This window comes from Sphingobacterium sp. LZ7M1, from assembly GCF_024296865.1.
GTDB lineage: Bacteria > Bacteroidota > Bacteroidia > Sphingobacteriales > Sphingobacteriaceae > Sphingobacterium.
Genome location: NZ_CP101134.1, coordinates 3,118,474 through 3,143,634 on the forward strand (window position 1 = coordinate 3,118,474; position 25,161 = coordinate 3,143,634).

22 protein-coding genes are annotated in these 25,161 nt (G+C 39.7%); 13 read left to right on the forward strand and 9 right to left on the reverse strand.

All coding sequences use genetic code 11. The annotated features are described in order from the left end of the window. Nucleotides 1–6 precede the first annotated feature (6 nt). The 5 genes from NMK93_RS13465 to NMK93_RS13485 all read left to right on the forward strand — a co-directional run bounded on the left by NMK93_RS13465 (nucleotide 7) and on the right by NMK93_RS13485 (nucleotide 6,517). Nucleotides 7–1,266: a PQQ-dependent sugar dehydrogenase gene (locus NMK93_RS13465; protein ID WP_254527852.1), complete on the forward strand. Its 1,260-nt coding sequence runs from the start codon at nucleotides 7–9 to the stop codon at nucleotides 1,264–1,266. A 974-nt stretch (nucleotides 1,267–2,240) separates the two neighbouring features. Beyond that, nucleotides 2,241–3,476 (forward strand): ROK family protein, encoded by a 1,236-nt coding sequence (locus NMK93_RS13470; RefSeq protein ID WP_254527854.1) that lies wholly within the window; start codon nucleotides 2,241–2,243, stop codon nucleotides 3,474–3,476. 105 nt (nucleotides 3,477–3,581) lie between these two features. After that, nucleotides 3,582–4,346: a 5'-nucleotidase C-terminal domain-containing protein gene (locus NMK93_RS13475; protein WP_237235631.1), complete on the forward strand. Its 765-nt coding sequence runs from the start codon at nucleotides 3,582–3,584 to the stop codon at nucleotides 4,344–4,346. After that, the gene (locus tag NMK93_RS13480) at nucleotides 4,321–5,286 is read left to right on the forward strand and encodes a bifunctional UDP-sugar hydrolase/5'-nucleotidase (protein WP_185213687.1); all 966 of its coding nucleotides are present in this window, start codon (nucleotides 4,321–4,323) and stop codon (nucleotides 5,284–5,286) included. The genes NMK93_RS13475 and NMK93_RS13480 overlap by 26 nt, the downstream gene beginning before the upstream one ends. A 13-nt stretch (nucleotides 5,287–5,299) precedes the next feature. Then, nucleotides 5,300–6,517 carry an MFS transporter gene (locus NMK93_RS13485; protein ID WP_185213686.1) on the forward strand — a complete coding sequence of 406 codons (1,218 nt, stop codon included), beginning with the start codon at nucleotides 5,300–5,302 and terminating at the stop codon, nucleotides 6,515–6,517. Here NMK93_RS13485 and recR read toward each other — a convergent pair. Both recR and NMK93_RS13495 read right to left on the reverse strand, forming a co-directional pair. Continuing rightward, the gene (recR, locus tag NMK93_RS13490; protein ID WP_185218398.1) at nucleotides 6,514–7,128 is read right to left on the reverse strand and encodes a recombination mediator RecR; all 615 of its coding nucleotides are present in this window, start codon (nucleotides 7,126–7,128) and stop codon (nucleotides 6,514–6,516) included. The genes NMK93_RS13485 and recR overlap by 4 nt on opposite strands. A gap of 98 nt (nucleotides 7,129–7,226) precedes the next feature. Beyond that, nucleotides 7,227–8,504: a Gfo/Idh/MocA family protein gene (locus NMK93_RS13495; protein WP_254527855.1), complete on the reverse strand. Its 1,278-nt coding sequence runs from the start codon at nucleotides 8,502–8,504 to the stop codon at nucleotides 7,227–7,229. Nucleotides 8,505–8,715: 211 nt separating this feature from the next. On the opposite strand from NMK93_RS13495, the gene NMK93_RS13500 reads away from it, so the two are divergent. After that, the gene (locus NMK93_RS13500) at nucleotides 8,716–9,420 is read left to right on the forward strand and encodes a TIGR00730 family Rossman fold protein (RefSeq protein ID WP_093097958.1); all 705 of its coding nucleotides are present in this window, start codon (nucleotides 8,716–8,718) and stop codon (nucleotides 9,418–9,420) included. Between the two features lie 934 nt (nucleotides 9,421–10,354). Here the strand turns inward: NMK93_RS13500 and NMK93_RS13505 are convergent. From NMK93_RS13505 to NMK93_RS13515, 3 genes are all read right to left on the reverse strand, one after another. Further along, on the reverse strand, nucleotides 10,355–13,021 hold the full coding sequence (locus tag NMK93_RS13505) for a TonB-dependent receptor (protein ID WP_185218400.1): 2,667 nt from the start codon (nucleotides 13,019–13,021) through the stop codon (nucleotides 10,355–10,357). A gap of 460 nt (nucleotides 13,022–13,481) precedes the next feature. After that, nucleotides 13,482–15,860: an endonuclease MutS2 gene (locus NMK93_RS13510; protein WP_254527856.1), complete on the reverse strand. Its 2,379-nt coding sequence runs from the start codon at nucleotides 15,858–15,860 to the stop codon at nucleotides 13,482–13,484. 3 nt (nucleotides 15,861–15,863) lie between these two features. After that, nucleotides 15,864–16,589 carry a DUF4296 domain-containing protein gene (locus tag NMK93_RS13515; RefSeq protein WP_185213681.1) on the reverse strand — a complete coding sequence of 242 codons (726 nt, stop codon included), beginning with the start codon at nucleotides 16,587–16,589 and terminating at the stop codon, nucleotides 15,864–15,866. A 77-nt stretch (nucleotides 16,590–16,666) separates the two neighbouring features. Here NMK93_RS13515 and NMK93_RS13520 point away from each other — a divergent pair, with 77 nt between their 5' ends. The 5 genes from NMK93_RS13520 to NMK93_RS13540 are packed head-to-tail and all read left to right on the forward strand — an operon-like array spanning nucleotide 16,667 to nucleotide 21,088. Then, entirely contained in the window at nucleotides 16,667–17,356 is a 690-nt protein-coding gene (locus NMK93_RS13520; protein ID WP_185218403.1) for a YggS family pyridoxal phosphate-dependent enzyme, read from the forward strand. Then, a complete protein-coding gene (locus tag NMK93_RS13525) occupies nucleotides 17,356–17,805 on the forward strand; it encodes a GNAT family N-acetyltransferase (protein ID WP_185213679.1) in 450 nt (149 codons plus the stop codon). The genes NMK93_RS13520 and NMK93_RS13525 overlap by 1 nt, the downstream gene beginning before the upstream one ends. Continuing rightward, a complete protein-coding gene (locus NMK93_RS13530; protein ID WP_185213678.1) occupies nucleotides 17,786–18,637 on the forward strand; it encodes a DUF3298 and DUF4163 domain-containing protein in 852 nt (283 codons plus the stop codon). The genes NMK93_RS13525 and NMK93_RS13530 overlap by 20 nt, the downstream gene beginning before the upstream one ends. A 5-nt stretch (nucleotides 18,638–18,642) precedes the next feature. Further along, a complete protein-coding gene (locus tag NMK93_RS13535) occupies nucleotides 18,643–19,911 on the forward strand; it encodes an aspartate kinase (protein WP_185213677.1) in 1,269 nt (422 codons plus the stop codon). Next, on the forward strand, nucleotides 19,904–21,088 hold the full coding sequence (locus NMK93_RS13540) for a class I SAM-dependent methyltransferase (RefSeq protein ID WP_254527857.1): 1,185 nt from the start codon (nucleotides 19,904–19,906) through the stop codon (nucleotides 21,086–21,088). Before NMK93_RS13535 ends, NMK93_RS13540 begins: the two co-directional genes overlap by 8 nt. 13 nt (nucleotides 21,089–21,101) lie before the next feature. Here the strand turns inward: NMK93_RS13540 and NMK93_RS13545 are convergent, their stop codons facing one another. Together NMK93_RS13545 and NMK93_RS13550 are read right to left on the reverse strand one after the other, a co-directional pair. Next, nucleotides 21,102–21,389: a hypothetical protein gene (locus NMK93_RS13545; RefSeq protein WP_254527859.1), complete on the reverse strand. Its 288-nt coding sequence runs from the start codon at nucleotides 21,387–21,389 to the stop codon at nucleotides 21,102–21,104. A 24-nt stretch (nucleotides 21,390–21,413) separates the two neighbouring features. Beyond that, nucleotides 21,414–21,941, reverse strand: coding sequence for a DinB family protein (locus NMK93_RS13550; RefSeq protein WP_254527861.1), 528 nt, complete (start codon nucleotides 21,939–21,941; stop codon nucleotides 21,414–21,416). A gap of 235 nt (nucleotides 21,942–22,176) precedes the next feature. On the opposite strand from NMK93_RS13550, the gene NMK93_RS13555 reads away from it, so the two are divergent. After that, nucleotides 22,177–23,256: a calcium:proton antiporter gene (locus tag NMK93_RS13555; protein ID WP_214648507.1), complete on the forward strand. Its 1,080-nt coding sequence runs from the start codon at nucleotides 22,177–22,179 to the stop codon at nucleotides 23,254–23,256. Nucleotides 23,257–23,431: 175 nt separating this feature from the next. Here NMK93_RS13555 and NMK93_RS13560 read toward each other — a convergent pair whose 3' ends face one another. Then, a complete protein-coding gene (locus tag NMK93_RS13560) occupies nucleotides 23,432–23,698 on the reverse strand; it encodes a hypothetical protein (protein WP_093097978.1) in 267 nt (88 codons plus the stop codon). Nucleotides 23,699–23,823: 125 nt separating this feature from the next. Here NMK93_RS13560 and NMK93_RS13565 point away from each other — a divergent pair, with 125 nt between their 5' ends. Beyond that, nucleotides 23,824–24,531, forward strand: a complete 708-nt coding sequence (locus tag NMK93_RS13565; RefSeq protein ID WP_254527864.1) for an acyl-[acyl-carrier-protein] thioesterase — start codon at nucleotides 23,824–23,826, stop codon at nucleotides 24,529–24,531. 57 nt (nucleotides 24,532–24,588) lie between these two features. On the opposite strand, the gene NMK93_RS13570 is transcribed toward NMK93_RS13565, so the two are convergent. Continuing rightward, nucleotides 24,589–25,158 (reverse strand): gluconate 2-dehydrogenase subunit 3 family protein, encoded by a 570-nt coding sequence (locus NMK93_RS13570; RefSeq protein WP_185213672.1) that lies wholly within the window; start codon nucleotides 25,156–25,158, stop codon nucleotides 24,589–24,591. Nucleotides 25,159–25,161: the final 3 nt, after the last annotated feature.

The following is a 25,161-nucleotide window of genomic DNA, read 5'->3' on the forward strand; positions in this document are numbered from 1 at the left end:
ACCAACATGAAGAAACACTTCTCAAACGCATTGTTTTTGGCAGCAACTACAGCGTTCGTGGCTTGTTCAGGAGCGAATTCCAACGGTACAGAACCGCAGGATTCAACCGCAGTAGTACAGGACACGACGAAATACCCGCCTGTTGAAACAAAACCAGGAAATACAGATTACAAACCGGCATTTGAGGGTCAAACCCGAATTGCAGGCGTAAAGACTACTTCACCTTATGAAGCTGCGGTGGTTGTTGAAGGTCTAAAAACTCCATGGGGAATTGCAGAGCTCCCAGATGGAAGACTATTGATTACTGAGAAAGAAGGTACCATGCGTATCGTCGACCCGAATGCAAAAACCATCGGTGAAGCGATTACAGGTATTCCAAAAGTAGATTCGCAAGGTCAAGGCGGCTTATTGGGCATCACCCTAGATCCTGACTTTGCCAACAACAGAATGGTTTACTGGACTTTTGCAGAACCTGTTTCAGGGGGCAACCATACTGCCGTAGCCAAAGGTAAGTTATCACAGGATGAAAAAAGCATTGAAGGCGCTAAAGTGATCTACCAAGCCTTGCCAACCTACAACGGTAAGCTGCACTATGGTGGCCGTATCTTATTTGATAAAGAAGGTAATCTATTTGTGTCTACAGGAGAGCGTTCAGACCTTGAAACTCGTCCGCAAGCACAGCAATTAAATTCTGCCCTAGGTAAGATCTTAAGAATCACAACCGATGGTAAACCAGCGGCTGGAAACCCTTTTGCCGGCAAAGGTGATGCAAAACCAGAAATCTACAGTTATGGACATAGAAACGTTCAAGGTTTGGCATTCAACCCCGTTACCGGAGAACTTTGGGACTCAGAATTTGGACCTCGAGGAGGTGATGAAATCAACTTGGTCAAACCAGGAAACAACTATGGCTGGCCTACGATTACCTATGGTATCGAATATAAAGGAGATCAAATCGGTAACCCTCCTATCCAACAAAAGGAAGGTATGGAGCAACCAGTTTATTATTGGGACCCCGTATTGTCACCTAGTGGAATGACCTTCTACACAGGTTCGAATGTTCCTGAATGGCAAAACAACCTATTCATCGGAGGCTTGAGCAGTACGCATATCGCTAGATTGGTCATCAAGGACAACAAAGTTGTTGGCGAAGAAAGATTATTAGCGGATAAAGGTGAACGCTTTAGAGATGTAATCCAAGGTAAAAATGGAGCATTGTACAGCGTTACTGATGGCGGTAAATTATTTAAGATCGACAAAAAGTAAAATTAGAGAATGCCTTGAAAAAGGTGTTTTTGGATAATAAAGAGGGGCGCTTGAAGAGTGCCCCTTTTTTTATTTTTGAACCAGGATGCCCATCGGCTTCGCTCTAGGTACGGGATGGGGGGGATGGACCAAGATCATGGAATGAACCAGGATGCAAAGGATGAGAGGATTAAACAAGAATATATCCGGATTGAAAAATTTGGACTAAATTTAAAGAAAGGTGATGACAGTCTTTTTCCACGAAAACATTTAGGCCCTGAAATTTGAGTTATAGAACCCCTTCGGGGTTCCATTATTTTAGCAAACATGGCACGTTAGTCTAAATGTAGCGAAAAACTGATGTTCGATTAATCGAACATCAGTTTTTCGCTACTCCTATATTGTTTAATATCATTCATGCTAAAATAATTCATCCCCACTGAGGATGTATGGCGGCTAGAAAAATTCTTCGGATAAATAAATATGGAACTGAAGGCTAGAAACACAGTTCTAACAAACTTGTCATTCGTACATAGGAAGGGTCTCCGAATAACTCAGAATTAGTCAAGGAAAGCTAAGAATGGAATTGTCGTGCAGTTCCTTAACCTTCGGATGACAGGATCTGTGAGAGGGAAACCGCACAGATTCTTCACCAAACGTTCAGAATCAGCAAAGGATCTGTTCGGAAAGTATGCTGTAAACCTATGATCAGCCAAATAAGATATTAACTCAGGATTTTATCAAAACCGTATCCAATTAAAATTATTAACATTCATTTTGTAAAATTTTACAATAAAACATATTACTTTCAAATAAATTTAACATATTAGACTCATTATAAGCATTTTTTAATTTGAATATTAATTTTTTTATTTATTTTAGATTAAAATTTAAATATTTATTCATTAGTTTAATTTAATTGAGTTAATTCTTGTGATTGAACTTTGATTTAAGCCTCAAAAATTAACGATGAGATTTTATTAACTCAAACAAACATGAAATTTATTGAAAAGCTATTAGTGAGTCCATCGGGCTTATCTAAAAAAACTGCCAAATCAGCGAAGAAAAAACTTAAATTATTAAAAGCCGTTTATGAACTTGACAATGCTTCGGTAAATGATTTAATGAAGAGTTTGACCTTAAGTTTTCCAACCTTGAACACGTTGATGGTGGAGTTAGTGGAGAAGAAATATCTGAATCAGCACGAACGTGGTGAATCCTTAGGTGGAAGAAAACCTAATTTATACCAATTAAGCGACAGTCTGTTTCGAGTTCTGACCATAGAAATCAACCGCAGGTCTATTCGTATCGCTCTGGTAGACAACAATTGCAACATTCTCAATATTCCGCAGCAATTTCAATTTGAAATCTCTACGGACCTAAAGGAACTGCCTGCCTTTTTGATCATTGTTAAAAAATACATCAAGGATCAAAAACTGGACATGGAGCAAGTATCTGGGATATCTATTTCTATGCCGGGGCTAATTGACCGTTACTCAGGTGAGAACTTCACTTATTTTTACGAAGCAGGATTCAACCTAGAGAACCATCTGGAACATGAGTTCAACAAGAGAACCAAGGTTATCAATGATGCCAAGGCTGCAACCTTGGCAGAGAAATTCTACGGAAAACTGAAGCGGAAAAGGGATGCTTTAGTGATCCGTTTAGATTGGGGAATTTCCTTGGGGATAGTCTCCAATGGGGAAATCTATTTGGGTAAAGATGGATTCTCCGGTGAAATGGGCCATATCAGTTTTGTCAACGATGGCGAGTTATGCTACTGCGGCAAGCGTGGCTGTCTGGAAACCTTGGTTTCCGGTACTGCGCTGGTAAACAAGGCTACCCGGGACATTGAAGCTGGCATCCCTACCCTAATCGTATCAAAATATGAAAATTTGCAGCTGACACCTGAACATATTATCCAGGCTGCCATGGATGGTGATCAATATGCCATTCAGCTGATTTCTGAACTGGGCAGCAAACTAGGCAGGGCAATATCCCTTTTTATGCAAGTTTTCAACCCCGAAACTATTGTGCTTTCTGGAAGCTTTGCCAGAACCTCTATGCTCATGATTACTCCGATCCAACAACAGATCCAGACCTATTCCATGAGCAAGATCGCGACAGGGTGCAGCCTACAGGTTTCTACCTTGGGCGACAATGGGTTATCCTTTGCCTTGGCAAGACATTTTGTGAACTGCTATTTTGAGGAACGCATCGGTAGGAATTAAGGAATGGTTAGCTGAATATTAATCTTTAACATTCAGCACTTCTTTTATATTCAAAATCTTTTGGATTCAGGGCAATCTTAATACCTTTGCGTATAATTTCAAAATATGAGTACACAGCTATCCAAGTACAGCGTCCTATTCTGGGCCACTGTGCTTATGGTCTTCAGCTCCTGTAAGACCACATTTTACCAAGCAGCTGTATCAAACAAACAAATGTTGGCAATCAACAATCAGATTGCGGAAGATACAGCGATTACAAATTACATTTTACCCTATAAGAACCAACTTGAGGATAAGATGAACGAGGTATTGGGATATGCACCAGAGGCACTGATAAAAAACCGCAATCTTCCTGAGTCAGAATTGAGCAACTTCTTTTCAGATGCGCTATTGGCCATCGGCAAAAAAGTCGACCCGGAGGTAGTATTTTCCATGGCTACCAAAGACGGTATCCGTTCTGGCATCAAACAGGGCAATGTGACCGTAGGTTCTATTTTTGAGGTCATGCCATTCGAGAATTACATTACCATATTGGAACTTAAGGGAACGGATGTTCAGGTATTGGCAGATTTTATTGCCGAAACCAATGGTCAGCCCTTAGGGAATGTTGAACAGGTCATAAAGGACAAGAAAATCCAAAGTTTCAAGATTGGCGGGAAAGATATCGATCCTAATAAAACCTATAAGTTGGTCACTTACGACTTCATTGCCAACGGAGGTGATCTCGTTAGAGGGCTCAACAGTCCCATCAGTAAGAATGTTACTGCAGAAAGAGTGCGCGAAGCTTTGATCAGCTATGTACAGGAATTAACAAAAGAAGGTAAAAAAGTAGAAGCAAAATTAGATGGAAGAGTTAAGATCATTGAATAGAAGGAGCTTTTTAAAAAGCGTAATGGCTTTGGGAGCAACCGCATCCTTGAGTTCCATTCCATTTGTAGGCTATAGTAAATCTAAAGAAGTAAAGATTACCTTTCTACATACGAACGATGTACATAGCCGTATTGAACCTTATCCCATGGATGGGTCAAGGTTACAAGGTTTAGGCGGAGTGGCCCGAAGAAGCACCCTCATCCAGAAGATCCGTTCGGAAGAAAAGAACGTGCTGTTATTTGATGCAGGAGATATGTTTCAGGGCACGCCCTATTTCAATGTTTTTGATGGCAAGGTAGAACTTGAACTCATGTCGAAATTAGGATATGATGCAGGAACATTCGGTAACCATGAGTTTGACAATGGATTACCGGGATTACTTAAGCATTTTGACAAGGCGAACTTCCCTTTTGTCACTTCCAACTATGATTTTACGGGAACCATTATGGAAGGAAAAACCAAGGACTATCTGGTGTTCGAGCGAGATTCTGTAAAAATCGGTGTTTTTGGAGTCGGTGTAGACTTAAAAGGTATGGTTGATCCGCGAAGCTATGCAGGTGTTAAGATTTCAGATCCGATCGAGGTCGCCGCTAAATATACACAGAAGTTAAAAAACGAGTTGAAGTGTGACCTGATTATCTGCCTTTCGCATATTGGCTACAACTACGATACGGAAAAAGTATCAGATTTGATGCTGGCAAAGAATTCAAGGCATATTGACCTGATCATAGGTGGGCATACCCATACTTTCTTGGACAAACCGACTGAGGTGAAGAATCTGGACAACCAGATAACCTTGGTAAACCAAACGGGCTTTTCTGGGGTTAACTTAGGCAGGATAGATTTTATTCTTGACAAAAAGAAAGGGACGAAGCGAAGTATAGCAACGACCTATAGCATAGACAAAAGATTAGACAACCTAGCAAGCAGGATTGCTTAGATAAAACACACTATTGAGAGCATTAGTACGACTTTATATCAACTCCTATAAAGGCTTATCGCCTGCTGCATGGCTATTGGCATTGGTTATGCTGATCAACCGTGCGGGATCCATGGTAATTCCATTTTTGGGGATTTACATGTCCTCGGAATTAGGATTCAGCAAAACGCAGATAGGTCTCGTATTGGGCTGTTTTGGTTTAGGTTCAGTCTGCGGATCCTGGCTGGGAGGCTGGTTAACCGATAAATTCGGGAACTTCAAGGTACAGACCTGGAGCTTGATCTTGGTCATTCCGCTGTTCTTATTACTGCCTAACTTCAGGACCTTTGAGGGCTTGGCCATTATGATCTTCATCTTGACCTTGGTTGCGGACGTCTTCCGTCCAGCCAACTCCGTTTCTGTAGCAAGGTATGCCAAGCCTGAAAACATCACCCGTGCCTATTCCCTAAACCGGATGGCAGTGAACCTTGGTTTCTCCATAGGCCCGGCATTAGGAGGTTTTTTAGCTAAGTTTTCCTATAACTGGATATTTTACGGTAATGCCATCGCTGCAGCCTGTGCAGCTATTGTATTTATATATTTCTTTAGAAACAGAAAAGCAAGGACTGAAATAGGTCAGACGAAGGTTCAGGAAATTGAAGATGAAAAACCTGTCAGAAATGCCTATAAGGACGGACTCTTTATTGTATTCAATATTTTATGCTGTTTGTTCTCGATGGCATTCTTTCAATTATTGAGTACACTCCCGCTCTTCTATAAAGAGGCGCACAATCTCCACTCCGATGAAATCGGTTTATTGCTTGGATTTAGTGGTTTTGTGATCGTATTGTTTGAGATGGTACTGGTCCATGTAGTGGAACATCGATTTTCAGTCCGGCAGATTATGCTCTGGGGAACGGCGATTTCTGGAATGTCCTACTTGATGTTGACGGCAGACTTTGGGATTGCCTGGTTGTACCTAGCCATGTTTTTCCTGTCCACTGGAGAGATGTTAACATTACCATTTACAGCCACCGTAGCCATCAACAGAGCCAGTCGGAGCAATCAGGGCGCTTATATGGGCTTTAACTCTTTGGCTTTTGCTGCTGCCAATATATTTTCTCCCTTCTTAGGAACCTATACAGCTGAACACTTTGGCTATTCTACCTTGTGGACATCAGCAGGATTGATATTGATCTTCTGTGGGGTTGGATTTTATTGGATCATCAGCAAGATGAAAACAGAACATTAACCGACATTCCGTTCATATGGGACTCTTGTTGCAATAGATCTCCCCAAAGTGATTTCATCTACATATTCCAGTTCACCACCAAAGGCAATACCCCTGGCAATGGTACTGATCTGCACATTGAACTCTTTCAATTTGCGGTAGAGGTAAAATATCGTGGTGTCCCCTTCCATGGTTGCACTAAGTGCTAGAATTACTTCTTGGACTTGACCGGAACGTACACGGTCTATCAAACCCTCGATTTTCAGGTCTGCTGGCCCTATTCCTTCCATAGGTGATATCAAGCCGCCAAGCACATGGTAAACTCCACTATATTGGTTGGTATTTTCTATAGCCATTACATCACGGGTATCTTCGACAACACAGATCAAGGCTTTATCACGCTTCGGGGAAGCACAGATTTCACATTGCTCAGAATCAGAGATGTTAAAACAGGTACGGCAATATTTAATGTCTTGTTTCAATCGGTCCAAGGATTCAGTAAAACGGCTCACCTCGGCATCAGATTGTTTCAAGAGATGCAAGACCAAGCGTAAAGCTGTTTTTTTACCGACGCCGGGAAGTTTTCCAAATTCTTCCACAGCCTGTTCCAATAGTTTTGACGAAAAGTTCATTTTTCAAAATTACGAAAATAAAGAGCAAAAAAACACGCCAGAATTCTTTCGAATATCTGGCGCATCGGTTTATGAAACAAATCTATGTGTGCTCTAATTTAAAAATCCAAATAATCCCATTTCCCTCTGTATGCCCTACCCTTTAGATTATTGGCAAATGGGCTGTCGAACACTTCTTTGTTCGGATCCCATTTGATAGGTTTCTGTATTTGATAGGCGATGTTGACTGCATTACATACTGTAGCGGTTCTATGTCCAATTTCAACATCACAGATTGGTTTAGAACGTTTTTTGATGGCATCAACGAAATCCTGGTAATGGTCTTCCGAATAGTACACCTTCCGATCCTTCTCGGCAATCTGTAATTTTGGGAGGTCCGCTTTATCAGATCTCAGGAATTCCCTGGATACTTCAATCTTACCTTCTGTCCCTAAAAACTGGATAGCATTGAAGCTCCCCCAAGATTTATGATGGACTTTAATTCCATTTTTATAGGTGAAATATAGACCTTCCTTCGCCATGGGTATATCTGGCGGAGTAAAAGAAACAGGTCCTGATTGGTCCATTCCTAAGGCCCATTGAACGATATCAAACATGTGGGCTCCCCAATCCGTTACATATCCACCGCCGAATCCATGATACAGTCGCCATAGGGACCATTCAGGGGCATCTAAAGCTGGGCTTAAGATTGGATTATAGCCACGGTAAAGCGATGGGCCGATCCACGAATCCCAATCAAGATGTGCAGGGGTTGGCATGGAAGGCAGATCACATTCCTTTACAGGCTCTCCTACCGATACATTGACCTCTTTGATATCACCGATATAACCATTGCGGATCAGGTCAGCTGCCTGCCTAAAATTATATTGGGAGCGCTGCATACTTCCTGTCTGCAAAACCCTTTTATATTTCCGTACTGCATTTACCATTGCACGACCTTCATCGATGGTCAAAGCCAGAGGTTTTTCGCAATAGATATCCTTCCCTGCTTTTGCGGCATCAACCACATGCATGGCATGCCAATGGTCAGGAGAAGCAATGATTACGGCATCTATATCTTTAATGGCCAGCAAATCCCTATACTGTCCAAAACCTTGGACCTGATGAGCAGCCTTAGCGGCATTCAGCTTATTAGCCTTGCCAATGAAATTATTCAGTTTGCTACTATCCACATCAGCAGCCGCAATGACCATGGCCTCCGGAATTTTCATGAACTGGTTCAAAAGACCGTACATCTGCTTGCCTACACCGATAAATCCTAGGTTGAGACGATCGCTAGGTGCCAAGAAGCCATTACCACCCAAGACATGTCTAGGTATTATGGTAACTGCAGCTGCGCCTAAAGCGGTTTTACTAATAAAGTCCCGTCTATTCATTATAGGTTTAAGATTTTTTCAGTCGTGAATAGGTTTACGTTTGATAAATGTATTAAATCAGTTTAATAATTCAAAATTTAATTGAAATATTTATGTTTTTTTATGATAATAACAACAATCATCAAGCTTTCGAAAAATTTAATATAAAACCTTATATTACATCGAAAAGGGCGAAAAAAGCCCTTTCATGGACAAAAAACAAAAAGACCAAATGGTTAAAGACGATAAAATCAGAAATTCATTTGCCAATAAAACTTGGCAAGAAATTAAGGTAAAAGACTCTTGGCAAATCTTTAAGATCATGTCGGAGTTTGTAGATGGGTTTGAAAAATTGGCTAAGATTGGCCCCTGTGTTTCGATCTTTGGATCGGCAAGGACACCGGATGAGCATAAATATTATCAAATGACCGTAGAGATTGCGAGGCTATTGGCAGACCGCGGGTACGGTGTTATATCAGGTGGTGGACCAGGAATCATGGAAGCTGCCAATAAAGGAGCCTATACGGCCGGAGGTAAGTCGGTAGGACTGAACATTGAACTGCCACATGAGCAATTCCACAATAAATATATTGACCGCGATAAATTACTGGAGTTTAATTATTTCTTTGTCCGCAAGGTTATGTTCATGAAATATTCTCAAGGTTATATCGTATTGCCAGGAGGGTTCGGGACAATGGACGAACTGTTTGAAGCTGTTACATTGATACAAACTGGTAAGATTGCCCGCTTCCCTATCGTACTGGTTGGTACTGAATACTGGAACGGCCTTTTTGACTGGATCAAAAACACCATGCTTGGCAATAAATATATCAGCGAGGAAGATCTGAACCTATACAGAATGGTGGATACAGCGGAAGAAGCTACTGAACATATCTTTAGGTTCTATGATAAATATCTGTTGAAACCGAATTTTTAGGGTTGAACCAGGATGGAAGGGATGAGAGGATGGACCAAGATCAGGGATTGAACCAGGATGGAACGGATGAGAGGATGGGCCAAGATCGGGGATTGAACCAGGATGGAAAGGTAGCCGATTTTGTAGGGGCTTATTGCATAAGCCCACCTCTTGCAATCCTAACAATAATATCTCCCTTTAGGGTGATTAACTCCTTTATCCTTTTAGGACAGATAATAACCCCTAGAGGGGGTGAAATCTTTGTAGAAACTTGATGTCTGTAATGGCGAACCCACTGCGTGGGTGAAATATTTTACAACAAATCTCCTTTTATGGGCATAAAGTAAAAAAATAGTTCCCTCATCTTACGATTTCGGGATGACAAAAACCTCTAAATAAATAAAAAATAGATTCTTCGCTTCACTCTGAATCCCTCTTTAGCAAATTTTGATTCTGAACGATTAGTAAGGGATCTGTACGGTTTTCCACAAAAGGACACTGTCCTCCTAAATCGAAGATTTAGGAACTGTTCCCTAATTCAAAAATTAATATTCGGTTCTTTGATTTGGATTGTTCCGAGATCCTTCCTGCGTCAGGATGACACAAAAAACCTTAACTTAATGACATTGCCCCGATGGGGTTCTATATATAGAAATTAAGAAATCAATGTTTTTCAGGGCCAACATCCTGTCATCAACTTCTTATAAATTTAGTCCAAATTTTCACTTCTAATTATGACTAAAAGAATTAAATAAGGACATTGCCGTCTGGTACCCTATCGCCAAAATATTAAGGCAGTTTTTTCATTGCACTATAATGTCATTAGGTTTCGATAAGTGTTACTCAAATTGTCAAAACACAGGTAAACAGCCAGCTGGCATGAACAACATTATAAAAAGAAAGTCCCTCGGCACAACCGAGGGACTTTCAATATTTATTGGAATTAAATTTTTGCTTAGAAGTTGTAAGTCAAACCTGTGTTCCAAGTAGTACCTAAACCGTAGAAATAACCGAAAGCATCTTTTCTAGAGAAGTAGTTCTCGTTGAAAAGGTTTTTCACATTACCTCTGAATTTAATGTTTTTACCGTTTTTCAAGTTGAAAGTATAGCTTAAACCAGCATCTACTACGTTATAAGCTTTTAATTCTTCAGGTTGGTAAACTTCATTGTTCAAAGATGATTTGATTACGTCATCTACATTCACATTACCGTATAATCTAGCATAGTGGTTGTAATCAGCATCGATTGAGAATTGAGGAAGGATAAAGTATTTAACACCAAGACCAAAAGTTGTCTGTGCAGCATTACCTACTTTTACACCAGTTAAATCTTGACCTGCTTTATCTTCGAAAACGATATCAAATGAGTTGTTATCTCTTACACGGTAAGGAGATGTACCATCATATTTCCAGTCACCGATTGATCCGTAACCTCTTAATTTAAGGTTAGAAAGAACGTTTACATCAAATTCTAATTCTAAACCTTTGTGAAGCTGACCAACACCAGTGAATAAGTAAGTTACATCAGGGTATGTTGTTCCACCTACAGTATAATCTCTTGCTGTGTAATCAGTGAATCTGTTATCCCATTTTGTGTAGTAAGCATTGAAGCTAACTGCAACGATTGGGTTAGAATATTTATAACCAGCCTCAACACCGAAGATTTTTTCATTATCCACTGAAGGATCTACAAAATCTACCGTATTAGAAACAAATACGTTATCTAAGAATGGTTGACGGGAGTATTGTCCAATATTAGCGAAAATTGTGTGTGCATCTTCGAAAGTATAGGAAGCACCTCCTTTAATGTTGTAACCGAATTTGTTATCGAATTTAGATTTCTTTTCGCCTTCAGCATAGTTCCAACGATCGATTTTTTGGTAAGATTGGTTAGAAAGGGAACCCTGAACGAATGCAGTGAATCCATCTAAACTATATTCTACTTGACCAAAAAGACCTTGGTAATTGATTTTCTCGGAGTTGTCATATCCTACTCTTTGATCTACATCAGCACTATTGAACAATGAAGACCAAGGGTTAGTTGAGAAAGTCTCAGAAACTACATAACCTTTTTCACGAGTTTTATTATCGGCGATACGACCTTCAGAACCTAATAGGTTAATCAATTGTTGGAAGTGATCACCTTTGTAGAAACGTAAATCAGCACCTAAGTTGAAAGAGAAGTTTTCGTTTGCTTCGAAGTTGTAGTTAGAAACCAAACCGTACCAGAAGTGGTTGTTTACAGAAGCTCTTAATGCAGAACCATTGTTTCCGCTAGAGATTTTGTTAGGTTGAGCAGCATTAATAGCAGCTAGGGCATCCCAGTTTGTAGTACCATTTGCTGCGTTAAAACCATTAACGGTATAACCTGGACCATTACCCAAGATACCAGTACCACCACCTTTACCCATTGAAGCGTAAAGTACGGTAGAAAGAGATGATTTATCATCAATTTTCAAGTCCCAGTTTAAGTTCGTTACTGGCTTGTGGTAGAAGTTAGTTCTTTGAGAAAGACCTTCACCGTTGTACCAACCGTAGTTAGAGTTACCTCTTTCACCAGTGATATCATAACCTGGAGTAGCAATAACTTTAGTTTTATTTCCTGTAGGACCGATTTCTCTGTAGCTAGTCTCTAAAGGTTTAGAGAAGTTTTGGTCGTGCCACTGTGGAGCACCAAAGATCATGAAGTTGAAGGTGTTGTTATCATTTGGCTTGTAACCCACAGAAACAAAATAGTTTTGTCCAGCACCTGCAGTACCTAGAGCATATTTTTTATCAGCTCTCCATCCGTTCAACATAAATGATACCCCCCATTTTCCTTGCATACCAGTACTGTAAGAAATCATAGCTTTTGCTAATCCATCATTACCAGTTGACATACCTACGGAACCTCTTCTTACCATGTCAGTAGCTTTAGTTACGATGTTCACTGTACCACCCACTGAAGAAATAGCTAATTTAGAAGAACCAAGACCTCTTTGAATCTGGATCAAGTTAGCAACATCAGACATAGCTGACCAGTTAGACCAGTACATGTTACCATCTTCCATACCATTGATAGGTTGACCATTTAATAAGAATGCCGTATTCGATTGGTCGAAACCACGAACGAACATTTTAGAATCACCAAAACCACTTGCTTGGTCGGCAACGTAGATTGATGGGGTGTTCTTCATTAATTCCGGGAATTCAACGTTAGCACCACTTTTTTCTTGAATTTCTAAAGGTGTAATGGTTGATACAGCGATAGGCGTTTTTCTATCGGCGATATCAATAATACCTTTACCAATTACCACTACTTCACCAATTGCTTCACCATCTTCTTGAGCTTGTAAAACAATTGTTCCTAAATCAGATTGTCCTTCTGCGAATTTGATTTCGCTAGTGTTGAATCCTAGAACGCGGAAAATTAAAACACCTGATGTTTTTGGAGAGTTCAGGGTAAAAGCTCCATTTGCATCAGTCGATGTACCTGCCGATGTGCCCTGTACTAATACAGATGCCCCCGCAACCGGATTGGTGCCATCAGTTACAACACCTCTTAGGACTGTCTGTGCCCAAGCGACGTTGCAAAGCAACAACATTGAGAATAATGTTACTAATTGAGTAGAGATTTTTTTCATACTTCTATTTTATTAAAATAAGTAGTGCAAAAGTATAAAGACATATTGATTTTCAATCTCGATTAACATAAACTTAATATACTCACTACCACGTTTTTGCATTTAATTGACTTATTCGAGTAAGCAAAAATTTAAAACTTAATTAGTTTTTTAAACAACTATTCATTTTGGTTGAAATTTTGGCAATGAAACCGATGGGAAATTGATATTTTAACAAATTTTAACATTCTTGAAATTGTTGAAAAGTTTTTTCCTATTTCTAACGATTTAGCAGTTATCGCAACAACTATTTTTATAAACGGACAAAAATCAGGCGATTAACATGATCGATAAGAAGGAAAATAAAGCAACGTTTTTTTTGAAATTCGATAATCCCAAATTTTGAAAAGGAGTAATTAATGTTTTGGAACAAAAAAAAGGGAACTAAAAACTTAGTCCCCTTTCAAATGCTATAATTTTCTTAGTCCAGGTAAGCGTAGGTAATCCCATCTCCGCCCCTGTCGGCATGTTCATCTTCAAAACGGCTAACCTGGTTATATTTCCTTAAATAATCGCGGATGAATTTGCGCAAAATCCCATCTCCTTTACCGTGTACTATCTTTAATGATGGATATCCAATCATAACGGCGCGATCTAAAACCTGCTCTATTTTACCTAAAGCATCTTCAGTTCGCATGCCACGTACATCAACCTCGGGACTAAAGTCAGCAACACTATCCGAAGCAACGGATCTAAATCGCTTAGCGGCCTTAGCTTTCTCCTTTCCTCTCAGTTTTTCTACTTTATTTTTTTTGACAACCGTCCGGAGATCACCGAGGGCCAAGATCAGGTTATTCTTCGCAATCTCAATCACTTGGGCTTCATTACCTGTATCAATAATTTTCACCCAGTCCCCTACCTCTACCGTTTCAGCAGTTTCGTTGACAACCTCAGGCTTTTTGATTTCCTTAACTGATTTTTCCTTCAGGTTATCGGAAGCATGTTGCAATCCAGCTCTCAGTTTTTTGGTCTCTTCCTTATCGGCCTGTTTGGTCTTGATTTCAGCAATGGTATTTTCAACCAGTTTATTGGCGCTCTTAATGATCTGCCTAGCTTCTTCCTTGGCATCTTTGAGCAATTGTCGCTTATTCTCTTCCAAATAGCTCTTTAATTCATTCAATTCAGCTTGCTGTCCTACGATTTCTTTTTCACGCAGATTGATGGCAACCTTCGTATCGTAGACCTCTTTCTTTTCGCGTTCCAGGTCGACCAATAGGGTATCTACTTTCTTTTGCTGAACACCGATTTTCTGTTTGGCTAGGTGAAGGACTTCTTTAGGCAAACCAATATTCTGTGCGATTTCAAAGGCATAGGAACTACCTGGTTTCCCTGTCTGAAGCACATATAAAGGCTTCATCGCTTCATTATCGAATAGCATGGATGCATTTTCGATACCTTCTGAATTGCTCGCAAAGACTTTCAGGTTTGAATAGTGGGTCGTGATCACTCCCCGAATTTGCTTTTTGTTCAGTACTTCCAAGACAGCTTCGGCAATAGGGCCACCGAACTGCGGATCTGTACCCGTTCCGAATTCATCGATCAGGACCATTGTCCTGGCATTTGAAAACTGGGTAAAGTGCTTCATCTTGGAAAGATGTGCCGAGTAAGTACTTAAATCGCTGTCGATGGATTGATCATCCCCGATATCCGCAAAGAATTGCTTGAAAACACCAAGCTTAGAATTGGTATCACAAGGAATCAACAGGCCCGATTGAAACATCAACTGTAAGAGGCCAACGGTTTTCATACATACGGATTTACCTCCTGCATTAGGTCCTGAAACCAACAAAACACGATCCGTTCCATCGATCCTGAGATTCAATGGAACGACCGAATGATGACCTTCTTGTTTCGATGCCAAATAAAGAAGTGGATGTTTGGCATTTACCAGGAACACTTCAGCTTCTTTGGAAAGTTCAGGCATTTGCGCATCTATATCCAATGCGAACAATGCCTTGGCCCTCACAAAATCCAATTTGGTCAACAGCCCATGGTATGCAAACAATAAGGGAACATGAGGCCTTAGTTCAGAAGTCAGCGTGGTCAAGATCCTGACGATCTCCCTCCTTCTTTCAAATTCCAGATCCCTAACCTTATTATTAAGGTGGAACACTTCTTCAGGTTCAATATAAGCCGTTTGGCCTGAAGCCGATTCATCATGGATCAGACCTTTCAGCTTACGCTTATTTTCGGCTAGAATGGGAATACATAACCTACCGTCGCGGATGGTCAAACTCCCATCAGCTGTCCAACCATTCTGTTGCGCTTGCTTATAAACAGTATCAAGGCGTTTCCTTGCTTCCTGTTCTGCTTTGCTGATCTGTGAGGTTATTTCTAATAAGAGCTTAGAGGCATTGTCCTTGATCTTTCCCCTATCGTCGATGATCTGTTCGATCTGACGCAGGATATTCTTTTCTATAGGAAGGTGCTCGAAAAGCAGTTCCAGGTTTGGGTATTGCTGAGCACGGTCATTGAAATAACGGATTACGGCATAAACCGTCCTTAGGGATAGCAAAACACGGTGAAATTCTTCTTCCAGTAGGAAGGAGCCTTCAACTTTTGCTTTTTCAATAATGGCTTTTATAGGGTAAAAATGGTCTACAGGAAGAGGAGCATCATGGACAAGGAGTTCCTTGAACTCATTTGCCTGACGCAAGAAGCGATCGATTAAATCCAATTTCACTTGAGGTTGGATTTTATCTACCAATTCTTTCCCCGCCTCACTAAGGCATTTTGCCTTGATGAGCTCCTTAATTTCCGTAAATCCTAACTTTTCTACTGCGTTCTGTGGATATATCATTTGCTATTGTACAATAGGTCTTTCGCGTGGCCTAGTGACCGGCTTCAGTCTTTCGTTTCGATGTCTAAAAGGAATAGTATCTAAATTATCCTGCGGCTTCAACTCAGTTGGTTTTTGTACATCAGGTGAAGTTTCGGGAGTTGTATTTTCAGGGATTGGCAAAGTAGATATATCGGGGGTTTCAGTACCCATTGGTGCTTTCTTTTCCAAAATATTTTTTTCCCAAAAGCGCATCAATCCTACAGGTTCATAAAATCTTCTGGTCCTATCGGCAATGCTAAGTTCCGCAGAATCAGCTTCGGCATTTAGGATCATATTGTTCAAGGTCTGTAATTTAACTTGCATTCTGGTAACTCTGCTCATGCTATCCTGCAAAATGAGATTCTTCAAGGAATCCTGACTATAATAACTGCGTTCTCTTTTTTCCAGGGTTTTGACGACCTGGTCGTAAGTCTTTACGGTTAATGTGGGATTTCCGAAATAATAATTTACATTCTTGGTAAATTTTGCAGAATCTATTCCGAATTTAGCAAAAAGCTGCTCATACAGCGGGTCAATGACCTTTTTGGCACTATCCACGGGTATATTAGAAATGTAACCGTCAAGGATATGCACCTCGGTCATGAGCTCAACCATGTCTTCTTGGGGCAAAATACCTTCAGGAACCTGCTTTTTGCAGGAGAAAACGATAAAAAACAAAGGAAGTAAACCCAGTATTAAGCGTTGCATTTTGTAAATTTGTACAAAAATACGGAAAAGCTTGCAATAAGCTTTCCAATTTTCATCAATGCGAACCCTTTTTCATCATGAGTATAGCAAAGAATATTACAGAATTACAAAAAGAATTGTCGCCTATCGGTGTTACATTAGTTGCGATTTCGAAAACAAAGCCTAATGAAGATATTATGGAGGCCTATGAGGCAGGTCAACGGATTTTTGGTGAAAACCAAGTTCAGGACCTCGTTGCCAAATATGAAAGCTTGCCCAAAGACATTGAATGGCATTTGGTTGGCCACCTTCAGACCAATAAGGTTAAATACATAGCTCCTTTTGTAAGTTTGATCCATTCTGTTGACTCCTTGAAGGTTTTGGCTGAAATCAATAAACATGCGCTAAAGAACAACCGCATCATCGACTGCCTATTGCAGGTGTATATTGCTGATGAGGATACAAAATTCGGTTTGGACCATGCTGAGGCGATTGAACTATTACGTTCTGAGGAGTTTGAAGGATTTAAAAACATCCGTATCCGAGGATTGATGGGGATTGCCAGCAATACGGAAAACGAAAAGATCATTAAAGAAGAGTTCTATGAGTTAAAAATGCTTTTTGACGGAATAAAGACCACTTATTTCCGCAAAGAGGAAAGTTTTGATATCTTGTCCATGGGTATGAGCTCTGATTATAAGATTGCTATCGAGCAAGGCAGCAATATGGTAAGATTAGGAAGTACCATATTTGGTAAGAGAGTCATCAAACACTATAAAGCACAATAATGAGTTTAACCATTCGCAATGCAGTAAAGGCAGACTGCCCAAGGTTATTGGAATTGATCAAGGAATTGGCCCTGTTTGAAAAAGCACCTGAAGAAGTGACGGTCAGCATGGAGGAATTTGAAGATTCTGGATTTGGGGAAAATCCGGTTTGGTGGGCATTTGTTGGTGAATACGAAGGTGAAATTATTGGTATGTCCTTATATTATATAAGGTATTCGACCTGGAAAGGGAGAAGATTGTATTTAGAGGACATTATCATCACGGAAAGCATGCGTGGCAAAGGTTTCGGAAAAGATCTGCTGGATCATACCATTGCTTATGCCAAAGAGCAGGGATATTCTGGGATGATGTGGCAGGTACTAGATTGGAATACCCCAGCAATAGATTTTTATAAAAAGTATAACAGCAAATTCGATGAAGAGTGGATCAATGTCAATATCAATTTTTAGACCCAGCCTATACCCTATCTTAGCGTCTGTATTCCTTTTGGCCTCAGCCAGTTCTTGTCAGAGCAACAAAACAGATGGATCTAAATCGCATAAAGTGGTCGTTACTGGATCTAAAGACACCCTTGTTTACAACGACACCAGCATTAAAGAGATCAGTCCTTATTTTGCTGCAGATGGTGATCGGATTGACACGACCTATGTTGGATTGACATATCCAATTTTTGAGGACAGTACGATGAACCGATACGTCAAAGAAAACATTCTTTTGGACAAGGAACAGACATTGGAACAATATGTCCATAATTTCTTGGAGGGATATGCCAATTTTGTTGAAGAAAATGAGGTAAAACATCCTCTTGCTTGGCAAAAGGAAACCTTTATCGGTGTGATGATGAATAACCCCTATCTCATCATGATGGACAATATCACCTATGAGTTTTCGGGAGGTGCCCATGGCAATAGTTATACCCTATGGAACGTTTATGATGTCCAAACAAAAGAAAAATTAAAGCTGAATACGTTTATTTCTGAGAATAAGATGAAAGAATTTACTAAAATTGCAGAAAGATTCTTTCGAAAAGAGGAAGGACTCTCGGATACCAGCAGCTATAAGGATGATTATTTCTTCGAAAATGACACATTTTCCTTGGCAGCTAATTATGGGGTTTCCAAAGAGGGCATCATATTTTTTTATAATCCCTACGAAATCAAACCCTATTCGGGAGGTACCACTTATCTCACCATTCCTTATGAAGAAATTCAGGATTGTATGACCCAGACCGGAAAGAATTACATAAAAAACATTACAGAGTATTACAATTCAATTCAGTAGCGTAAATGCAGGTATTTAAATTTGGCGGAGCCTCCGTTAAAAGTGCAGAAAATATAAAAAATGTAGTTTCCATTGTTGAACGATATAAGGATTCTTCCCTTTTGATCGTGGTTTCGGCAATCGGTAAAACGACAGATAAGTTGGTAAAAGTGACAGAGAGTTACATCAAACGTGATGGTGCATGTTTTGAACACCTTGAAAGTTTGAAGAAAGAACATTTTGATATCCTGCATGAATTGTTTCCTGACCATAACCATCCTGTTTATGATGATATCGCCAATACTTTTGTAGAAATTGAGTGGATCTTGGAAGAAGAACCGCAAGATGACTATGACTATCTCTATGACCAGATCGTTTCTGTAGGAGAATTGCTTTCTACCAAAATTGTTGCTGCATATTCTTCTTATCAAGGATTAGCAACCCAATGGGTGGATGCAAGGGATTTTATCATGACCGATAACACTTACCGTGAGGGCAAAGTGGATTGGGAAAAGACAGAAGAAAAGATCCGAAAGGATCTGCCAAGCATTTTAGATGAATATATCGTCGTTACACAAGGATTTATCGGTTCAACTTCTGAAAACTTTACGACTACCCTTGGCCGAGAAGGTTCAGATTATTCTGCGGCCATCTTTGCTGCAAGCCTAAATGCAGAAAACATCACGATATGGAAGGATGTACCGGGAGTCCTGAATGCGGATCCTAAGTGGTTTGACCAAACAGAACTTATTCCTGAACTATCCTATACCGATGCAATTGAATTAACATATTATGGAGCAACGGTGATTCATCCTAAAACCATCAAACCGCTTCAAAATAAGAAAATCACACTGAATGTCCGTTCATTTATTAACCCAGAAGAGCCTGGTACACAGATAAAAACAACGAACCAAACCCTTCCTGTGCCTTCTTTTATCTTTAAGGTCAATCAGGTCTTTATCAATATTCAACCGCGCGATTTCTCCTTTATCGTAGAGGATAACTTGAGCCATATCTTTGATGCCTTCCACCAGAATCGAATCAAGATCAATATGATGCACAACTCTGCTATCAGTTTCTCGGTAAGCGTGGATGATACCGGAGAGAATGTCCTAAACCTATTGGAACAGTTGAAAAAGAGATATAAGGTATCAGTGGCCACTGGATTAGAATTAATTACCATTCGATACTACAATCAACAAACTATAGATCGCGTTTTGGTAAATAAGGAAATTTTTCGCGAACTTAAGGATAGTTACACTTGCCAAATGCTGGTGAAAAACAAAGATGAATAAACACATTTTAGAGAAGGATGTTCAACAATTCATTAAGGCTAACCGGGAGAAATCTCCCGCAGAGGTAGCCTTGAAGAAAAGTCCTTTTCCGAATGTGAGCTCAGCAGAATTGGCCTCCCAGATTGATGGATGGCAACGTAGCGTTAAGAAATTACCTACCTGGGCTTTCAGCGAAGGCATTTATTATCCTGATAAGATCAATCTCGAGCAGTGTTCCTCTGAACATACTGCACTCATCAAGCAAACTTTGATTGCGAAAGGAAGCCGTGTTATTGATCTGACAGGGGGCTTTTCTGTGGACAGCTGTTATTTAGCGCAAGAGGCTGAAGAGGTCATCCATTGTGAACTCAATGAAAGGCTTTCTGAAATTGTGGCCTATAATGCCAGCATACTCCGGGTCAATAATTTGGTTTGCAAAGCTACTGATGGCATCGAATTACTCAGACAGAGTGAAGACCATGCCTTTGATTATATCTATGTAGACCCCTCAAGAAGGGTGAACCAAGGAAAGGTATTTCTTTTGGAGGATTGTGAACCGAATATTGTTGCCAACCAGGACCTTTTCTTTAGCAAGAGCAAATACATCATCAGCAAAGTTTCTCCCCTTCTGGATATCAGTACTGCGTTGACAAGCCTTAAACATGTCAAATTTGTTTATGTCATCAGTCTGGATAATGATTGTAAGGAGTTGTTGTTCATTCAGGAGCGCGGATTTGAAGGAGAGACCAAGATTAAGGCTATACGATTATTTGCCGATCAACTGCAAACATTTGAGTTTACTTATGACGCAGAAAGGGCAACGATGAACCGCTATGCTGAACCACAGCATTATCTCTATGATTCGGATGTCGCGCTTAGCAAAGCTGGTGCCTTTAAGAGCGTTGGGAAGTATTTTGGATTAGGAAAGCTCCATCAACACTCGCATCTATATACTTCTGAGGTTTTTCAACCTGAGTTTCCAGGCAGGGTGTTCGAAATAAAACAGGTTCTTCCCTATTCAAGTCTAAAAAAGAACAATCCGTTTGTCCAGGCCAATATTGCCACTCGAAATTTTCCGGAGAAAGTCGAGGTGATTCGTAAGAAACATAAGATCAAAGATGGCGGAAAAACCTACCTATTCTTTACTACGGACAGTAACAATCAGTTTATTGTCATCGAATGCATGAGGATTCGATAAAATAGTTATTGAGCTAAAGTACACAGTAAAGCCAAGTAATTGAAGGTCCTTTTTTCAAGTTTTTGTCCCTTCCTTCCTGGAATTTTAAGAAAATCGGATTGGATAGCAACTCTGTTTGGATCACTTCATCCTTATATTCGGAAAGATGGATGAATCGCTTGCTTTCTCGGTCCTGGAATACGGAATACCTGAACCTCGAATTATCTAATCCCTCAAACGCCTTTAAGAAATCCTGGATCCTATCTTTATTCTCTCCTTCATATTCGGGAAAAACTTCATATTCTACTTTTACGGCAAACATAATTTTTAAATTAAATTGTTCAGTTTATATCCATTCACCAGGTTTGTTCTGATCTATCCACCATGGAAATCCAGTAATTCCCTTCGACTTCAAGCGCTCAATAAGCTGGGCTGTATGATGCTGAATATGCCTGATGGTATTTAAATGCAATTCCAATCTGCTATAAGGATACCACTCAAAACCGGAATCTGCTTCCAAGGGCAATAGCGTTAAGGAGCTTTCCAAATTTTGTTCAACCTCGTGGATAAATTCCAATATCTCTTGCTTAGAATGAAGTCCTACCACTTCAACTTCTGAGTTTTCCCAGTCTTTATCTCCACCTAAACTTTCTGCGCCTTCAATTGCTCCAGCAAAAGGCACAAAGGTTTCATAACTTGCAGATAGGTACAGTTTGGCGCTCCATATCGTATGATAAATCAATTGCCAATTTGGATTGTTATACTCATGACTGTTCCATTCAGTATCAGATACTTTTTCGGTCACATCACGTAACATGCCTAGGGCAGCTCGGTACTGGGATAATAAAATTTTAATAACACTTGAATATTCCATGATATAAACATTGATTTTCTCAAAAGTATAACATTCAATGACAGTAGTTTGTCAACAGAAACTTAATACTTTTTTAACTTTTGTAAAAAATAATAGGATTAATATTGTGGAGATTTGCATGGACAAAAAAAATCAATTCTTACAGAATTAAAAAGGAGATGAAAAAATGAACAATATTTTAACAAAAAACACAATTATCAGACTAATACTAATCTGGTTGATGGTTTTTATATTTATGTTTTTTGGAAAAAGTATTGAAGGCCTTTACGGAAACAACACATTGGCTATAGGTATTTTCGTACTTGTATTGGCAACTATCATCGGTGCTGCCTTTGGAGTTGTTAAAGAAGCTGATGAATTGGCCCATAAACTCGGTGAACCGTATGGAACGCTGATCCTAACCCTTTCCATTGTCTCCATCGAGGTCATCTTGATTGTTGCCATGATGTTCGGCCCTGAGGACAACCCGACCATTGGAAAAGATTCCATTTTTTCTGTGATGATGATCATTATGAACTTGGTTTTAGGTCTATGTATTCTTCTTGGTGGTCTAAGACATGGAGAGCAGGAGTATAACGCACAAGGAACAATTACCTATTTATCCATGATCATTATGCTTGGCGGGATCTCGATGATGATTCCCAATTTCATCGAAGGAAAAGGGAATGGGGAATTTACCACTGTACAGGCCGCCAGTATTTCAGGATTGGTCATTTTACTTTATGGGTTCTTTTTGGCCTATCAAATGAAGGGATATAGGCATCTCTATATTCAACCCAAACCCGGACAGATGGAAATCCTTTTCAGCCAACGGAATGAAAGCCAACAAACTGACGGACATGAAAATGAAAAAGTAAGTAAAAAAGAGGTGTTATTGCGGACTTTGGTGTTATTAGGAATGATATTGCCCATTGTTCTCTTATCCCATAACCTTGCTACTTTGGTTGATTATGGAATCAAGGAAATGAATCTTCCTCCATTGTTAGGTGGAGTATTGATTGCCATCATTGTGTTTACACCAGAATCGATGACAGCGGTTAAAGCAGCAATGAATAATGAGTTCCAACGTGCTATCAACCTATGTCATGGTGCTTTTGTATCTACGGTAGGTCTTACGGTACCTGCAGTATTGATTATTGGTCTTATAGCTAGCAAAACAGTCTTATTTGGTATGACCACAACAGAAACCATACTCTTTGTTATTACCTTGATCTTGAGCATGCTTTCCTTTTCTGGTAGAAGGACCGCTCCTATTGTAGGGATTATGCATTTAGTTCTGTTTGCGGTCTTTGTGATATTAATTTTCAATCCTTAAAGAGGATATTAAAGATAATTATTAAGTAACATCAAGAATTGAACGGAGAGCGTTGTTTTTTCCTAGCAACGCATCTCTTTCAATCTACATGCAAAAAGAGCTGTCCAAGGACAGCTCTTTTTGTTGTTTCAACTCTAAATAATTAAATAACCTCGATTCTAAACCTGGTTATTTGCTAATATTCTATTTCAATCAATGCTTTCAATGGAATAAGAATTCCATGTTTAATCTGGATATACCTATCGGTTAAGGACCACACAGTTGTTTCTATACGTTTTGGACCGTCTTCAGTATTGAAAACGATAGTAGTCTTCGATTTGAATTCATTGCCCAAGCGCACAGCACCTTGTAGTTTGTTTGAAAATTGGGTTGTTTTATCAGTCTCGGCGGGGATAATTCTAAATTTATCTACGTCTTCTTTTTCAATTAATGTTCCAGTCATTCGTCAATCTAATTAAGAGGTTTAAAAGGTTAACGTTAATTTATAAATTAATATATATTTCAGCAAGATTTTAGGGCAGAATATTAAATTAGTTACATTTGCATTAGATTTCAGAACACATATAAATGGGCATATTTGAAAAGGAATGGACATTGAACTTCACCCAATGTTATCCTAACGGGCAGTTGAAATATAGTGAATTAAACAACATTTTACAGATTACGGCGAGTGAGCATGCTGAGAACTTAGGGTTTGGCTATAAGGCTATGTTTGATGTAAGACAGTCTTGGGTGCTGAGCAGGATGCTGATTGAAATAGACAGTTTGCCAAAATATACCCAGACCGTGAAGATCCGAACCTGGATCCAGGATTTTACGGGAAGCCGTTCCATCCGTAATTTTGAATTATGGCTTGGTGATCAAGTATTGATTAGTGCCAGCAGTCTATGGATGGTATTTAACATCAGAACCCGAAGAGCAGATACCTTTGCCCTGAGCACAGACCACATGGAGTTTTTTAGAGATAAAATCCCTACCAAAAATGCTGTTGAGAAAATTGATGGCAACGTGGATTTTCAACTTTTGAGCGACTATAGGGTAAAATTGTCCGACCTAGACATTGTAAACCATGCCAATAACGTCAAATACATGGAGTGGTGCTTTGATGCAATGGACCCCAAAAGTATCTTAAAAGGCTCCTTTACTCGCTTAGAAATGAATTTCCTGAAAGAATTGAATTATGGAGACGGTATAGAAATCAAGGAATTTGAGGACAAAATATTCAGCATCCAGAAAGATGGCAGGATACATTTCCTGATGCGATTGACCAAATAAATATCAAAAAAAATCCCCCGAACCAAATCGAGGGATTTTTTTATGCATTAGCTGTGACTATAAAGCCCAAGCTTTATCTCCTTTTTTGTATGGATAATTACCATCAAATTTTCCAGGAATCTTTACAAAGCGTAATGCTTGTTTCATTCCTACTTCTGAAGTAAAGTAACCGGTCAATGTCAATTGTTTCAACATGGTGAAGAAGTGATTTGCATCGCCTTCTTTTTTGTTGCTTTGATATTCATTGGCTTCTTTATCGTAATTATTTACAAATTGTAGTTTCTCTTCAGCTGAAAGCTCTGCGAATCCTTTTTTGAATTCTTTTTGAGCACGATCATCTACACCGTTCAGACCATCCATAAAGGCTTTCTGATCTTTCTCTTCGTAGCAATCGCGGATCATCACTGGGATAAACTGACCAACACCAGCCTCTTTTGCGCCTGGAGTGGAGGTTTTAGGAAGAATAGCTTCGGCTAATTCACCCAAAAAATCAGGTGTATCACCTTCGAATAAGGATGCAACTTCTTTCGAAGCAGGTCTAGTACAACCTTGTAAGAACAAGTTCGCACCAATTACAGAACCCCCAACGATGAATGCAACGTTTTTTAATGCCTCTCTTCTATTCATTGT